The sequence below is a fragment of the Pseudoalteromonas sp. TB64 genome (genome assembly GCF_000498095.1).
In the GTDB taxonomy this organism is placed as follows: Bacteria; Pseudomonadota; Gammaproteobacteria; order Enterobacterales; family Alteromonadaceae; genus Pseudoalteromonas.
In genome coordinates this window covers 1-16,215 of record NZ_AUTQ01000211.1, presented here as the reverse complement: position 1 = coordinate 16,215, position 16,215 = coordinate 1, and the positions used below count along the sequence as shown (strand labels likewise).

The 16,215-nt window shown below is 39.6% G+C and carries 15 protein-coding genes; 1 reads left to right on the top strand and 14 read right to left on the bottom strand.

Translation table 11 applies throughout. The annotated features are described in order from the left end of the window. Positions 1-13: 13 nt before the first annotated feature. From L647_RS0117725 to L647_RS0117660, 14 genes are all read right to left on the bottom strand, one after another. A complete protein-coding gene (locus tag L647_RS0117725) occupies positions 14-3,100 on the bottom strand; it encodes a ligand-binding sensor domain-containing diguanylate cyclase (protein ID WP_024612229.1) in 3,087 nt (1,028 codons plus the stop codon). A gap of 37 nt (positions 3,101-3,137) precedes the next feature. After that, positions 3,138-3,623, bottom strand: coding sequence for a phosphatidylglycerophosphatase A (locus L647_RS0117720; RefSeq protein ID WP_024612228.1), 486 nt, complete (start codon positions 3,621-3,623; stop codon positions 3,138-3,140). Further along, the gene (gene thiL / locus L647_RS0117715; protein ID WP_024612227.1) at positions 3,620-4,594 is read right to left on the bottom strand and encodes a thiamine-phosphate kinase; all 975 of its coding nucleotides are present in this window, start codon (positions 4,592-4,594) and stop codon (positions 3,620-3,622) included. The genes L647_RS0117720 and thiL overlap by 4 nt, the downstream gene beginning before the upstream one ends. Positions 4,595-4,678: 84 nt before the next feature. Beyond that, the gene (gene nusB / locus L647_RS0117710) at positions 4,679-5,089 is read right to left on the bottom strand and encodes a transcription antitermination factor NusB (RefSeq protein ID WP_024612226.1); all 411 of its coding nucleotides are present in this window, start codon (positions 5,087-5,089) and stop codon (positions 4,679-4,681) included. A 15-nt stretch (positions 5,090-5,104) separates the two neighbouring features. Continuing rightward, positions 5,105-5,569 carry a 6,7-dimethyl-8-ribityllumazine synthase gene (gene ribE / locus L647_RS0117705; protein ID WP_002961753.1) on the bottom strand — a complete coding sequence of 155 codons (465 nt, stop codon included), beginning with the start codon at positions 5,567-5,569 and terminating at the stop codon, positions 5,105-5,107. A 101-nt stretch (positions 5,570-5,670) separates the two neighbouring features. Continuing rightward, positions 5,671-6,783, bottom strand: a complete 1,113-nt coding sequence (ribBA, locus tag L647_RS0117700) for a bifunctional 3,4-dihydroxy-2-butanone-4-phosphate synthase/GTP cyclohydrolase II (RefSeq protein ID WP_024612225.1) — start codon at positions 6,781-6,783, stop codon at positions 5,671-5,673. Between the two features lie 29 nt (positions 6,784-6,812). Next, the gene (locus tag L647_RS0117695) at positions 6,813-7,466 is read right to left on the bottom strand and encodes a riboflavin synthase (protein WP_024612224.1); all 654 of its coding nucleotides are present in this window, start codon (positions 7,464-7,466) and stop codon (positions 6,813-6,815) included. 17 nt (positions 7,467-7,483) lie between these two features. Continuing rightward, entirely contained in the window at positions 7,484-8,620 is a 1,137-nt protein-coding gene (ribD, locus tag L647_RS0117690; protein ID WP_024612223.1) for a bifunctional diaminohydroxyphosphoribosylaminopyrimidine deaminase/5-amino-6-(5-phosphoribosylamino)uracil reductase RibD, read from the bottom strand. A 2-nt stretch (positions 8,621-8,622) separates the two neighbouring features. Continuing rightward, a complete protein-coding gene (gene nrdR, locus L647_RS0117685; RefSeq protein WP_002961761.1) occupies positions 8,623-9,072 on the bottom strand; it encodes a transcriptional regulator NrdR in 450 nt (149 codons plus the stop codon). Positions 9,073-9,176: 104 nt separating this feature from the next. After that, entirely contained in the window at positions 9,177-10,433 is a 1,257-nt protein-coding gene (gene glyA / locus L647_RS0117680; protein WP_024612222.1) for a serine hydroxymethyltransferase, read from the bottom strand. Between the two features lie 268 nt (positions 10,434-10,701). Further along, positions 10,702-11,985 carry a threonine synthase gene (thrC, locus tag L647_RS0117675; RefSeq protein WP_024612221.1) on the bottom strand — a complete coding sequence of 428 codons (1,284 nt, stop codon included), beginning with the start codon at positions 11,983-11,985 and terminating at the stop codon, positions 10,702-10,704. An 11-nt stretch (positions 11,986-11,996) separates the two neighbouring features. Then, positions 11,997-12,932, bottom strand: a complete 936-nt coding sequence (thrB, locus tag L647_RS0117670) for a homoserine kinase (RefSeq protein ID WP_024612220.1) — start codon at positions 12,930-12,932, stop codon at positions 11,997-11,999. 9 nt (positions 12,933-12,941) lie between these two features. Next, complete coding sequence (thrA, locus tag L647_RS0117665; protein WP_024612219.1) at positions 12,942-15,359, bottom strand: bifunctional aspartate kinase/homoserine dehydrogenase I; 2,418 nt, start codon at positions 15,357-15,359, stop codon at positions 12,942-12,944. Positions 15,360-15,586: 227 nt separating this feature from the next. Continuing rightward, complete coding sequence (locus L647_RS0117660; RefSeq protein ID WP_024612218.1) at positions 15,587-15,952, bottom strand: response regulator; 366 nt, start codon at positions 15,950-15,952, stop codon at positions 15,587-15,589. Between the two features lie 108 nt (positions 15,953-16,060). Between L647_RS0117660 and L647_RS1000000125435 the strand changes: the two genes are divergently transcribed. Further along, a partial coding sequence (locus L647_RS1000000125435; RefSeq protein WP_139015429.1) for a helix-turn-helix domain-containing protein occupies positions 16,061-16,215 on the top strand: 155 nt, incomplete at its 3' end.

The following is a 16,215-nucleotide window of genomic DNA, read 5'->3' as shown; positions in this document are numbered from 1 at the left end:
AATTGGTTGGGCATTATCGCATCCATACCTTAATATCAGCTAAGCCATTGCTTTGTAAAATACCTAATTGTTGGTCAACGTTAGAATTTTGTTCAAACTCAAATGCATCTAATTGATCGTCAAAAGTAATATTTGCAACACCATCACCACCACGTTTTTTAACTTGATGTAGCGCTATATCAGCTAAGTTAATAGATGTTTCCCAGCTTATAACTTGCCCACCAAGTAATGGTAACGGATAAAAGGACCAACCAATAGAAGTGGTTATATTGGTGCTTTTTCCATTTGGTAATTGGAACGAATATTCAGCAACAGCTTTGCATAACTCAGATGAATAACTATCAATTTTGTTACACTTAAAGTCTCGTAGTAATAATAAAAATTCATCACCACTCCAGCGTGCTACATAATCAGACCCTTGTGTACGAGAGTTAAGTAATGCGGCCATTTGCTGTAAACAACTATCTCCAGCTATAGGACCGAATGCATCATTAATTCGACTAAAATTATCTAAATTGATAATTAATAAAACAAGTGATTTGCCCTGAGCTTGTAATGATTGCGAGTTACGTTGAAAATGTTCAATATCTTTTGGAAGTTGATCAAACAAAAATCGACGGCTACGCAGCCCTGTAAGTTCATCGGAGTGACTTACTAGCTTAAGCTGTGAGTTAACTTGATTAAGCTTATCATTTGCTTGGCGTAGTTCTAATGTACGATCAGTGATCAGCCCTTCAAGCACTTCTTGCTTTCTGCGCTCTTGTGCTCTAAACACCCAAAATACTAAGTAAAAGAGTAAAATAAAGCCGCTAGTAATTAGTAATCTAAAATAAATAGTCTCATCAAAACGCTCAGGGACAATAAAGCCATATTCAGCTTCTTGTGCTCGGCTCCAATCCTCGCCTTGTCGTTTAGCTTCCAGCTGAAACAAAAACGAGCCTGCAGGTAAGTTAGTATAAATAGCTTCTCTGCGTGTATTTGCATAACGCCAATCACTATCCAAACCACTTAGTTTATATCTAAACTCAATACTACTTGGCGCGTAGTAATCTATAGCGGTATAAGTTAACGTTACGTCGCGTTCATCTGTATTTAATGACGGCTTTTTACCAAGTGCTGCAGTGGTTAAATTACGTAATGGAGTGGTAATTGTTTCTACTTTTGGTTTTAATGCACCAACACCAAATAATTCTACGTTTTTAGGTATTTCAACAACACCTTGCAAACTTGGATACCAAATTGAATTACCCGTGTTAGCTACTGCATCATGTCCAAGCCCGCTACAACATTGATTTGCTTTACCGTCGAGTTGACGGTCGAATGAAGAAATAACTTCCTCTACTTTTAAGCTTTTTATCTCTGTTTTAAACTGCTCTACGGGCATTCTATAAACACCTTTCATGGTGCTTACCCATACATGTTTTAAATTCTCATCGTACTCTAAACTGAAAATAGATCCGTACGGTAAACCATTAGCCGCATCTAGTTGGCGCCACTGCCCCTGCGTGCTTCTATAAAACAAACCGTCGTTAAGAGAGCCAATTAAAATACCAACGCCATCTATATGCAAAACACTCGTTACGTAAGCGCTTTCTAAGGTAGTTTGATCGCCAATTTTTTCTATTCCACGATCAGTAAAATAATAAGCGCCTTTACTAGTACCAATAACCCCAAAATTTGTTTTATCTAATACGTAGGTAATAAATTTACTGCCTAAAAACGCATTATATGCAAATGGCGTTAATCCGGAATAACTTAATCGGTATAACCCTCGACCAGTCCCTATCCAAAAACCGCCTTTACTTGAGCGACTAATTGCAAACACTGGATTATCACGAAGTGCTCTGCCCGGTACTGTATAAAGTGTATTTTTTTCAAAAACAAACAAACCTCTGCCAGTCGCTATATATAGCCTACCGCCATCAAATTCTAGGTCATGCACTGACGCTCGTCCGTATTTAGTACTTGGAATTAAATTAATAAAACTTTTATTTAAATCAAAGTAACCAATGCCACTTTTATTTGCGACCCATAACTTACCATCTGGCGCTTGGGTAATTGCCATAACTGCTTCTGTCATTTCAGATAACGCAGAGTGCCTTTCTACACGCCCTTCATGAGCAAGCCATAAGCCTTCACTAAAACTGGCTAGCCATACGTTATTTTGGTCATCACGAAAAATGTCAGCAAACCAAATGCTTTGATCAAGCTGACTTGGCTCTACCCATTCCCACTCGCCCGACTTACCTCTGAACAGTAAACGTCCGTAAGTTGATACCCAAAGACCACCATCGCTATCACTCATAAACTTGTATACAGCAGAGTTGTTTGTATTTGGTAAAGGGAAAGGTCTTAATTCATCATCTAGATCGAGAAAGTAAGCACCTAGTTCAGATGCTAAATACAAGTTACCGTTTAAAAAAGATAAATCATGAACAATCGTTTGCGCTAAGCGCTCCGGTAACGAAATTTTTGCGGTGAGTTCTAAACGTAATTTAGAAAAATCAGAAGAGCTTTTTGTTAACCTTAGTAAATGACGATCGTTAACTAACCAAATACCTTCAGGGGAAAGCGCCATTTGGGTAACCGAGCCCACAATTTGAGTAATAACGGTCGCATTAACAATTGGAAGAGGAGCACTAGCTTTAGTTTGTAAATCAACTTGGCTTCTATCAACGTAATAAAGCCCATTAGCTGCAATCCAAATACTCCCTTTTGCATCTTGCAGTATATCTCTAACTGGTCCTTTAATATTAAATTCTTGTGCGGCAAATGTAGTGGGATTAATAACAACGAGCCCACTTTTAGTGCCAATCCATAGCAATCCGTTCGAATCGACTAAAAGTTTATTAATACCATTACTTGGCAGAAAAGGACTATTTTGAGTATTGTAGTTAGTAAACGTGTTGCCATCAAAGCGACTTAAGCCAAACTGAGTGCCAAGCCACATATAGCCTTGTTTATCTTGTACAACACTTTTAAGTGATTGCGATGGTAAACCATCTTTTATATTCCATTGTTTAACTACATAATCAGTAATTGAGGCCCAACTTGGCGTCGCGCACAACATCAGTACACAAACCAGTAAAAATCGCATCATAGTACTGCCACCTAGTTAAACAATTCAAATATAAAAATTAAAAGGGTATATAACCCGCTTTTATTAACGCCTGCAAACAAATAAGCGAAAATACACCTGCAAGTATATCGTCTGCCATAATACCAAAACCACCCTTTACATGCTTATCTAGCATACGGATTGGACCAGGTTTTGCTATATCAAAAAATCGAAACAACAAAAAGCCTACTAACAAGCTCTGCCAACTAAGCGCGGCACCGATCATGGTAATGTAATACCCAGCAACTTCGTCCCACACAATTGCGGGATGGTCATGTACACCTAAGTCATCTGCAGTTTTACCACATACCCATATACCAAATATACTGATAACGACAGCAAATACAATTTGAAGCCATAATGGATAGTACATGGTCATAAAAATAAATGGTAAAGCAGCAAAAGTGCCAAATGTACCAGGCGCTTTAGGCGCAAGACCTGTACCAAAACCTAAACCAAAAAATTGGTGAGGGCGCTTTAAATTAAATAATCGGTTATTACTCAAACCGACTCCTTGGCAAAATGCTCAAAGCCTTGTTGCTCAAAATTAAAGTACTCACCATTGTATAAAAGCTCAATATTACCATCACCACTTTTAACTTGCCCTATGAGGGTTGCATCTACACCATACTGACGCAGCTTTAAATCTAACATCCCTTTACTGCTATCAGGCACAGTAAATAATAATTCGTAGTCGTCACCATAACTAAGAATAAAGGGTAGTTGCTGATTAAAATCAAGAGTAGATTTCATCGCATCCGATGTAGGGATATCTTCTATATTTATGACAGCACTCGCTTGAGACATATCAAGAATATGACCTAAATCAGCAAGTAGGCCATCTGACACGTCTATCGCTGAAGATGCAAGTCCACGCAATACTTGACCAGCTGCAACACGCGGTGTTGGATAATCAAAACGTTTATTTACATACTCCAAGTGCTCAGGCTTTATTTCAATACCTTGCTTACGCGATTCAATTGCAAGCCCTGCATCCCCTAGAGGGCCGGTCACATAAATCCAATCACCTACTTTAGCACCGCTTCTACATAAAGCTTTACCTTCAGGTACGGTTCCTTTAGCGCAAATAGTAATAGTTAACGGACCTTGGGTCGTATCCCCACCAATTATTTGGACATTAAAGTATTCAGCAATTTCGTGCATACCTTCAGTAAATTCTTCTATCCACTGTGGGTCTATACTTGGCAATGTTAGTGCAACTGAAACCCATGTTGGTTCAGCACCCATTGCAGCTAAATCACTTAAATTTACAGCAAGTGCTCTATGACCTAATGCTCGAGGAGAAATATCATCAAAAAAATGCACGCCAGAAACAAGTGTATCTGTTGTGATTGCAAGTTGGCAGTTCTGTGGAACGGTGACTAAAGCGCAATCATCCCCTATACCTAGGTTAACATCACGACGAGTTATACCGCGACCTTTAAAGTAACGGTTTATTAATTCAAATTCCTTCATACACAAAAAAGCCGACCTATGCCGGCTCTCCTTTTTAACGGTTGTTAAAACCAATCAATCTGAAAATTTCAGAAGTGATTAATATTACTTGCGTAAATGCTTAACAGCTTTATCAAGTACACCGTTTACAAATTTATGGCTATCTTCAGCACCAAAAATTTTGGCAAGTTCAATACCTTCGTTGATAGCAACTTTATAAGGTACATCTTCACGGAATTTAAGTTCGTAGCTGCTTAAACGTAAAATTGCTCGCTCAACCATATCTAAATCGTTAAATGGACGTGTTAAATGTGGCGATACAGCTTCGTCTAATTGCTTATAATTTACAGCAACACCCGTCGCTAAATCTTTAAAGTATTCAACGTCAATTTTAGTAACGTCTGTTTCGATCAACATTTGTTGCTCGATATCGGCAATCAGATTGCCACTTATTTGCCAAGAATATACGGCTTGGAGTGCTAAAGTACGTGCTTTACGTCTTGCTGCTGGTTTCACAAAAATTCCTTAAACTTAAATTTTATCTAACACATTAACCATTTCAAGCGCACCTAAAGCAGCTTCGCCGCCTTTGTTACCCATTTTGGTACCAGCACGCTCAATTGCTTGTTCAATGCTTTCTGTGGTTAATACGCCAAATGCAACCGGGATATCATACTCAAGTGATACTTGCGCAAGACCCTTGTTTGATTCGCCAGCAACTAGGTCAAAGTGTGGTGTACCACCTCTGATCACTACGCCTAATGCGATGATTGCATCATACTCTTTTTTTGCCGCAACGCGTTTAGCTGCTAAAGGTAACTCTACCGCACCAGGTACATAAATAACGGTAATATCGTCATCTGAAACACCACCAGTACGCTTTAATTCATCAACAGCGCCTGCTAATAGACTGCTACCAATAAAGTCATTAAAACGAGAAATAACAATGGCAAATTTTTTGCCTGGAGCGTACTTATTACCTTCAATAATTTTCATTCGATAACCTTAAAAATAAGTTTGAGCGGTTGCGATTGCGCAAAAATTGCTGCGCATCATACCATAAAAATAAAATAATAGACTAGTTAAAAGCAGAGCGCTTATTGCGGCTCAACGTAATCAACAACTTCTAAATGAAAGCCCGAAAGCGCATGGTACTTTTTAGGGCGACTCATTAATCGCATTTGTTTAATTCCAAGATCTGCAAGTATTTGCGAACCAACACCAACCGTACGAGAGGTACCTTTGAATTTACGTGGCGTAACATCTTCGCCAGCATCTGCGGCTGCAAATGCTTTTACAGTAGCTTCTAATTCTTCAGTGCTTTCTTGCTTACCTAAAATAACTAAAGCGCCTTCATTTTTAGCAATATAAGCCATTGCCTCAGAAAGCCCCCAACTACGGTCAGCACTTCTGTCTGAAAGCAAAATATCGTTAAAAGTACTCTGCAAATGTACGCGTACATTGGTAGGTTCTTGATCTTTAACTTCGCCTTTAAGCAGTACGTAATGTAATTGGCCGTCAATTGTGTCTTTGTAAGTAACTAAATCAAATTCACCATGAACAGTAGGCAACTTACATTTTGCAACTTGCTCAATAGTTGTTTCGTTGAGATTTCGGTATTCGATTAAATCAGCGATAGTACCAATTTTAATATCGTGCTGTTTTGCAAAAACTTCTAAATCAGGACGACGTGCCATGGTGCCATCGGCATTAAGTATTTCAACAATAACAGATGATGCTTCAAGCCCAGCTAAACGAGCCAAATCACAGCCGGCTTCAGTATGCCCAGCACGAGTTAATACTCCGCCTGGTTGCGCCATGATAGGAAAAATATGACCAGGCTGAACAATATCACTTGGTATTGCACCTTTAGCTATAGCAGCTTGCACTGTACGCGCTCTATCTGCAGCAGAAATACCGGTTGTAACACCTTTAGATGCTTCAATCGACATTGTAAAGTTAGTTGAAAAAGCAGCACCATTATTTTTAACCATTAGCGGTAAATCAAGTTGCTCACAACGCTCTTGCGTCATGGTTAAACAAATTAAACCACGACCATGAGTAGCCATAAAGTTAATCGCTTGTGCACTAATATGCTCAGCTGCAATAATTAAATCGCCTTCATTTTCTCTATCTTCATCGTCCATTAAAATAACCATTTTACCGGCTTTAATATCATCGATGATTTCTTGTGCGCTGTGTAAATTCATAAATTTGCTCGTGTAAGTTATCAGTTTCGTTATTTAATAAAACCCGCTTTAGCGAGTAAGCTCATCGAAATATCAGAGCCAGTAGGTTGCTCTGCACCTTTTATAAGGCGCTCTAAATAACGTGCAATTTGATCGACTTCTAAATTAACCTGAGTACCTACTTTAAAATGAGCAATCGTAGTTTGCTCACTAGTGTGTGGGACAATTGTTAATTTGAATTTATTACCTTCTACAGCATTTACTGTCAGGCTTATACCATCAATACATACCGAACCTTTGTACGGAATGTATTTCATTAAATTTTCGTCGGTTGTAAGCCAATATTCTGTAGCTCGCGCATTAGGAGTAATAGCTGTAATAGTTGCTATGCCATCAACATGACCAGATACAAGATGACCGCCCAAACGCGAAACCGGTTGCATGGCTTTTTCAAGATTAACCGTTTGCCCTAAAGCGTAGTGAGAAAAACCCGTTAAACCAATCGTCTCATTTGATAAATCAGCACTAAAACCATCTATGTGCTTATCAACCACCGTTAAGCAAACACCATTGGTTGCAATACTGTCGCCTAGCTTTACGTCTTTCATATCAAGGTCAGTACTTTGAATACGAATGGCTAAGTCGCCTTGTTTTTTTTGTAATAAAGCAATTTTACCTGTGGCTTCTATTATTCCAGTAAACATAGCACTACTCTTTTTTATTAAGTGGTTTTAATGAGTTTTTTTACCGCTGTAATACGCAAATCATCGCCAATACGCGCACACTCATTAAATGTTAAATCGATTGTATTTTGCATACTCATCAATTCAGGAAAATTTACTAAACCTTTTGCATCATGACCCATGAGTTTAGGCGCTAAATAAAAAACAAACTCATCTATTAAATCAAGCTCTGTCATTTTACCAGCAAGTGTTGCGCCAGCCTCAAGCCACACATTATTAAACTGTAGCTGACCAAGTTTTTGTAAAACAGCCAACAAGTCAACTTTACCGTTACTTTCACTCACTTGTATATGCTTTACAAAGTGCGGCCACTGTAGTGATTTATCAAGCTTAGTTGTAAATATTATTACATCGCTTTGAATTTTAAATAAAGCCAGGTTAGGCGTTAAACGGTTGCGAGAGTCAATTATAACACGCACGGGCTGGCGAAGCGGTAAATCAGTGGGAAGTGCATTCGGTAATTCGCTTAATCGTACATTGAGTTTAGCATCGTCTACTAATACGGTATCTGCTCCGGTTAAAATAGCGCAGCTTTGCGCTCGGTATAATTGTACGTCTTGGCGAGCAGCGGGACCGGTTATCCATTTACTTTGCCCATTTTTAAGCGCTGTTTTACCATCTATGCTTGCTGCCATTTTGCAGGTCACATAAGGTAAACCTTGCTCCATTCGCTTAAAAAAGCCAACGTTAAGTGCGCGAGCTTGTGATTCTAGTAACCCGTGAGCAACCTCAATACCAGCATCAGCTAATATTTTAAGCCCCTTGCCTGCAACTTGTGGGTTTGTATCAACCATAGCGGCAATTACTTTTACCACGCCCGCCTTTTTTAAACCTTCAGCGCACGGCGGCGTACGCCCATAATGGCTACAAGGCTCAAGCGTTACATAGGCGGTTGCGCCTTTTGCATTATTACCAGCTATTGCCAGTGCATTTACTTCAGCATGACCTTGGCCAGCTAATTGATGAAAACCCTCACCAATTATTTGATTGTTTTTAACTAATACACAGCCAACATTAGGATTAGGCGTGGTAGTAAATCGACCTTTTTTGGCAAGCTCTATGGCGCGTGCCATATACATTTCGTCATGTTCGGTAAAAGTAGCTTGGCTTTGCATTGTTACTCCCCTAAGCGAGCAATTTCTTCGCCAAATTCGCGTATGTCTTCAAACGAGCGATAAACAGAAGCAAATCTTACGTACGCTACTTTATCAAGCTTTTTGAGCGCTTCCATAATGCATTCACCAACCAAATGGCTTGAAATTTCTCGCTCACCCGTTGCGCGTAGTTGCGATTTTATTATATTCACCACTTCGTCTACTTGCTCGGTGCTCACTGGGCGTTTTTCGAGCGCACGGTTTAAGCCATTTAAAAGTTTATCTTCGTTAAATGGTTCGCGGCTGCCGTCTTGTTTAATAACACGAGGCATAACCAATTCAGCGCCTTCAAATGTAGTAAAGCGCTCGTGGCAGTCGTTACACTCACGACGCCTGCGAACTTGATGGCCTCCGCCAACAAGGCGTGAGTCAATAACTTTAGTATCTTTTGCGGTACAAAATGGACAATGCATAACTCGGTACTTCCGTTTTAAAACAAAAAAGACCGCTAAATAGCGGTCTTTTATCTTAGCAAAAAACTAAGCTGTTGTGATCTAAATTACTGCTGCTTATGCAATTAAGCGTAAACAGGTAATTTTGCACAAATTGCTTTTACTTTTTCTTTAACTTGCGCCTGTACAGATTCATCTGAGATGTTATCTAGTACGTCACAAATCCAGCCAGCAAGCTCTTTAGATTCTACTTCTGTAAAACCACGACGAGTGATTGCAGGTGAACCAATACGCAAACCAGATGTAACAAACGGTGAGCGAGGATCGTTAGGCACTGAGTTTTTATTAACGGTGATGTTAGCGTTGCCTAGGGCTGCGTCTGCATCTTTACCGGTGATATCTTTATCGATTAAATCAAGTAAAAATAAGTGGTTTTCAGTTTTATCAGATACGATTTTGTAGCCACGTTCTTGCATAACTGCAACCATTGCTTTTGCGTTTTTAACAACTTGTGTTTGGTATACTTTAAACTCTGGTTGAAGCGCTTCTTTAAATGCCACTGCCTTAGCTGCAATAACATGACATAAAGGACCACCTTGACCACCAGGGAACACAGCACTGTTAAGCTTTTTATAAATAGCTTCGTCGCCACATGCAGATATAATTAAACCACCACGAGGACCAGCAAGTGTTTTATGCGTAGTTGTAGTAACAACATGAGCATGAGGTACTGGGCTTGGGTAAACGCCTGCCGCAATTAAACCAGCAACGTGAGCCATATCAACAAACAGGTAAGCACCGATTTTGTCAGCAATTTCACGGAACTTAGCCCAATCAACAATACCTGAGTACGCTGAAAAACCACCAATGATCATTTTTGGTTTATGCTCAAGTGCTAATGCTTCAACTTGTGCGTAATCAATTTCGCCAGTTGCTTCATCTAGTCCGTATTGGATTGCATTGTAAAGCTTGCCAGAGAAACTTACGTGAGAACCGTGAGTTAAATGACCGCCATGAGCTAAGCTCATACCTAGTACAGTATCGCCAGCATCTAATAATGCTAGAAAAACAGCAGCATTTGCTTGCGAACCAGCGTGTGGTTGTACGTTAGCGTAGTCAGAACCAAATAATTCGTTAGCACGGTCAATTGCTAATTGCTCAACAACATCTACATGCTCACAACCGCCATAGTAACGTTTACCTGGGTAACCTTCTGCGTATTTGTTAGTAAGCTGTGAGCCCTGTGCTTCTAGTACTCGTGGGCTACAGTAGTTTTCAGATGCAATTAGTTCAATGTGCTCTTCTTGGCGAGCAGTTTCTTTAGTGATTGCGTCAAATAACTCTGGATCAAAATCCGAAATATTCATGCTACGTTCTAACATTGGGGTCTCCTAGGGCAACGTGTATGGTGTTTTTTAGAGGCTTTATTGTACGCTTTAAACGACTCTTTGCCTACGCTCTTAAGTTGAGGATATTTAAACAGGGATTGAAACTATTTCACAGCTCTTTTAAGATGATATTTTTTAATAAATACATAATTATTTTAAATGCATTTTATTTTCTACATTTAATTAACTAATGAAAGCCCTTCTTTTTTATAATTAAAAATCATAAAAAAGCGGTCTAAACCGCTTAACTTTCTATCTTGTATTAACCTAACTTAGCGAGCATTTCAGTGCGTAACGCGTCGTAATCGGCGTTTATATCACTTGCTAAGCATGGTTTTGCTAATGCATCGCTAAGTGGTTTTGGCATATCTAACTCAATGTTTAAAATACCTTCTACGCTCTCTTTAAACTTAGCAGGATGAGCTGTCGCTAAAAATATACCAGCGGCACCAGGTGCTCGGTTTTCAACAAGACCTTGGTAAGCAATCGCGGTATGAGGTTCTGCCACATAGCCAGTTTGTTGAATTTTTTTCATCACGGCTTGCGTGTCTTGCTCGTTTACGCTGGTTGAATAAAAATTATCGTAGCTAAACCAGTTATTATCTAACATTGTTTGCACACGCGGCCAGTTGTTTGGCTTACTCACATCCATTGCATTTGAAAGCGATTCAAGCGTTGCGTTTGGCGTCCAGTTTTTATCAAGCATAAAGCGCGGCACAGTATCGTTTTGGTTTGTTGTTGCACTTAATTTGCCAACAGGTAAACCAATAACAGCACCAATCATTGCGGCGCACACATTACCAAAATTACCACTAGGTACTGATATATGTGCCGTTGCGCGCTTTTCTTTTGGTAGCTGTGCAATTGCCTCAAAGTAATAACAAACCTGAGCAACTAAACGGCTAATATTAATTGAGTTAGCTGAGTTAAGCCCAAGTGTTGATTTAACTTCTTCATCTAAAAAGGCATTTTTAACAAGCTCTTGGCAATCATCAAAGCTGCCCTCAACTGCATAACAATGAATATTATTACCAAGAGTAGTAAATAGCTTTTGCTGAGCAAGTGAAATCTTGCCTTTAGGGTATAAAATAACAACATCGATATTTGGTTTATTGTAAAAAGCATGCGCTACAGCTGCACCAGTATCGCCTGATGTTGCTGTTAAAATAGTTACTTTTTCATCTTTATTAAATTGCGCTAAACACTCAGCCATAAAGCGACCGCCAAAGTCTTTAAACGCAAGTGTAGGACCATGAAACAGCTCTAAACAGTATGTGTTCTCTTCAACTTCCACCAGCTTAACTGGAAAGTTAAATGCATTTTTAACCATTTGTGCCACGGTGTCAGTTGGTAGCTCATCACCAATTAGGTGGGATAATATTTTGCCACTGCGCGTAACAAAGTCCATATCAAGCAATGCATCAACATCTGTTAATGGGGCTAGTGACTCTGGAAAAAACACACCTTGGTTACGACCCAAACCTGTTTTTACGGCTTCAACGAACGACACTTTTTGTGAGCTATCTTTTAAATTATGTAATTGCATGACTACCTATCCTATAAAACTGTTAATTGACGCGTGCCGTCGTTATCTAACTTACAAATGTGGCAAAAGCCTTGCTCGTTAATATAATTTGCTTCTAACCATTGTGCGCATTGCTGTGCAGCTTCAAGTGTTTTACACACAGTAAATAAGGTTGGACCTGCGCCCGAAATACTCACTATTTCTGCGCCTAACGCTGGCAAGCTTGCTTTTGCTTCGCTAAAACCATTAATAAGTGGTGCACGGTAAGGTTCTGCTATTTCATCTTTCATTATGCTTAGCGCATCGTCAAAACGGCTAGTTAACAGCAAGCTGCTAAATGCTGATAAGCGCTGAGCAAATTCAACGCTTGCATGCATGCTCAATTCTTTAGGTAAAACAGAACGCGCTTTTGCTGTATTTAGCGAAAAACCAGGAAACGCAGCAACGTAATACCAGTTTTCATCAACCGGAAGTGCAATCGATTTATCAGGAATTAAATCACCCGTTAGCTGCAAACCACCTAAATAACATGGCGTGATGTTATCGTAATGACGACCGCCGCTTACTACTGCTTCAAAGTCAGCCATAAGCTCAATTAGCTCAACCTGGCTTAAATTAGTTTGTGCAAACTTATCAAGGGCAGCAAAAGTAGCCACGACCGAACATGCGCTAGATCCAAGCCCTGAGCCAATTGGTAAATTCTTTTTAAGCTCGAGCTTTACGCATGGCATGTTAGGCGCAACATGCGCTCTAAAATGTACTAAGCATTGGTACGCTAAATTTTCATTAGCATCACTTGGTAACTTATGAGCGTATTCGCCAGTGCAAATAAACTCATCGCTTGATGCTGCGCTAACAACTGCAACATCGCCTAATAAACTGCCATCAATTGGCGCAAGCGCTGCACCAAGGGCATCAAAACCCACTGCAAAATTACCAATAGACGCCGGAGCATATACTTCAATCATAGTCTGCTCCTAACGCGATAGCGTTTTTAAAATATCAGCAAACACACCCGCTGCTGTTACTTCAGAGCCAGCGCCATAACCACGAATTACAAACGGACGTGGTTGGTAATATTGGCTTAAAATAGCAAGTGCATTTTCACCATCGCGAATGACACTAAGCGCATGTTTTGCATCTACTGCTTCAATACCTACTTTACAATGACCTTCTTTAATTGTGCCTACATAGCGAAGTACTTTGCCTTCACTCGTAGCACTTTGAATAAGCTTGTTAAAATCAGCATCTAGGCTTGGTAGCTTTGCCATAAACTCATCAACGCTGTCTCCCTGTGCAAAACCTGGTGGTAATACAGACTCAACTTCAATATCGCTAAGCTCTAGTTGCATACCCGATTCACGGGCAATGATCAGTAACTTACGCGCTACATCGGTACCCGATAAGTCATCACGAGGGTCTGGCTCTGTAAAGCCACTTTCTTTGGCTTTAATAGTTGCCTCAGAAAGTGATAAACCATCTTGTAATGCGCCAAACATGTACGAAAGAGAGCCTGATAAAATACCGCTAAACTCAAGCAACTCATCGCCAGCACCAAATAATGACTGCAAGTTATCGATTACTGGTAAGCCAGCACCTACGTTTGTCTCGTATAAAAACTTGCGGTTATTTCTTTGTGTTGCTGCAATTAAATCTTGGTAATAAGTATATGAGCTTGTTGTTGCCTTTTTATTGGCAGCCACAACATGAAAACCTGCATTTAAAAAATCTACATATTGCGCAGCTAGTGCATCTGACGATGTACAATCAACAAGTACGGGATTCACTAAATGATTTTGCTTAACAAACTGCTCTACTAATTTTAAATCAAATGCTTGCTCAGATGAGCCTAACTTTTGCTGCCAATCACTAAAAGCAATACCTTCACTATCTAGGTGTAATTGGCGAGAATTAGCAACGCCATACAAATTAAGTTTAATATTACGCTTTTCAAGCCAAGCTTGTTGACGCTCAAGCTGATTAATAAGCTCTTGACCAACTAAACCGCAACCTAGTAAAAACACATCAATTGATGGAACATGTGTGAAAAAGTTTTCGTGGCATACTTTTACCGCACCATTACACCTTTCACCATCAATTACAGCTGAAATAGCACTTTCGGTAGAGTCTTGTGCAATTGCGACAATGTTAACCTGTGCTTGTGCAAGGGATGCGAAAAACTTAGCAGCTAAACCTCTATGCGCACGCATATTGTCGCCAACTAAAGTAACAATAGCTAAATTACGTTGCACTTGTACCGGCTCAATTAATCCTGCCTTCGACTCAAGCTCAAACGCTGTTTGTAGTGCATCTAGCGCTAATGCTAAATCACTTTCATGTACACAAAAGCTGATGCTAAATTCACACGATGACTGCGTAATCAAAACAATAGAAACATTATCGTGCGCAAGTGCGTTAAATACCTTAGAAGCCATACCTACTTTGCCCTTCATGCCAGGGCCAGAAACTGTCAGCATAGCAAGGTCTTGTAAGCTCGAAAGGGCTTTTACAGGGTCGTTCGACGGGTAGTCATTACCAATTAACGAGCCTTGTGCATCTGGGTTATGTGTATTCTTAATTTCGCAAGGTACGCCCGCTTTAGCACACGGTAAAATTGTTTTAGGATGAAGTACTTTAGCGCCAAAGTAAGAAAGCTCCATTGCTTCTTTATAAGATAAAAAATCTACCTTTGTCGCTTTTTTAATATAACGAGGATCAGCACTATATACGCCATCAACGTCTGTCCAAATTTGGCAAATTTCAGCTTCTAAACATGCAGCAGCAATTGCTGCCGAGTAATCAGAACCGTTACGACCAAGTGTTGTAAGCTCGCCCTTGTCATTACTAGCTGTAAAACCAGGCATAATATATATAGTGGCTGGATTTTCTTTTAACATAGCTTGAAAGCGCACTTTGCTTGCTACTAAGTCTGCTTCGGCATCAATATAACCACCTGTTGATGCAATACAGCTTGTTGCTTCTAAGTACTTAGCGTTATGTGAGCTTAATAAACGCTGCATAAGCGAGACACTTACACGCTCACCAAAACTAATTATAAAAGCACGAACCTGCTCTGGGCAGCACCTAATTAATGCAACACCATCAAGTTTATTTTTAAGTTCAGTAAAGTTTGGCCAGTTTTCAATAGTACCGTGATCTTTTTCTACAGCTGCTTTTAGTTCTTCGCATCTACTCACTAAAGCTTGCCATAACTCACTAAAGTCATGCCCTTGCTCTGCTTCACTTGCTAGAGCAACTAATGAATCGGTCATACCGCCTGGTGCTGAAAGTACTAATAGTACTTCGTCTTTTAATTGTGCTTTAACTAACTGAGCTACTTGTTGTAGGCATGTAAAGTCGGCAAGCGATGACCCACCAAATTTTAAAACGCGCATTGTTTATGTTCCTCATCCCATAAAACGAAAAAGGCCTGTGTTCTAAGTGAACACAGGCCTTTAAATTTGTTGCACCGACCTATGCCACTATCCAGTAAGAATGGTGGTTGTAATAATAATGGTCAGTACGCGATTAATTGTTTTCATAGGTTAAGACTGCCTCAACAAAGGCTATGCTGTCAACCCTAAATTAAAAGATAAAACAGCCTTTTTAAACATGAAAAAACCTAATGAATGCCAAATTTATGCAAAACATCACTTAAACTAGTTTTATCTATAGGTTTATTTATAAAGTCTATAGCACCTAATTGAGTAACTCTGTGTTTCATTTTATCTTGTATATCAGCAGAAATAACGAGTACAAAGCATTCAATTTTCTGCGCTTTTATATGTTCAAGTACTCCAACGCCATCTACTTCTGGCATAGTTAAATCTAGGCATAACAAATCAAAGTTATTAGTTTTAAATAACTCAATAGCTTGGGCACCATTTACAGCTTGCTGAATGTTCGCATCGACACATTGCTGCAAGCATCTAATTACTTGCTTTCGCGCAACGGCAGAGTCGTCACACACTAAAATAGAAAAATTCATAATGTTTACTACCTAGATTCAAATTGTAAGTGCATAACTTGTTTTGGCTAGATTAAGTGGTCAGTTGCTCATAAGCTAACTGCTTTTTCTCCGGCAAGAGATTTTACAATGAGACATTACAAACAACTGACCTATGCGCAAAGATGCCAGATCGCCGTTCTAAAGAAAAGTGGTTTTACGCAACAAAGTATTGCTGAGCTAACTAATTTATCGCAATCTACGATTTCAAGAGAGCTTTCTAGAAATACAGGTAAGCGAGGTTA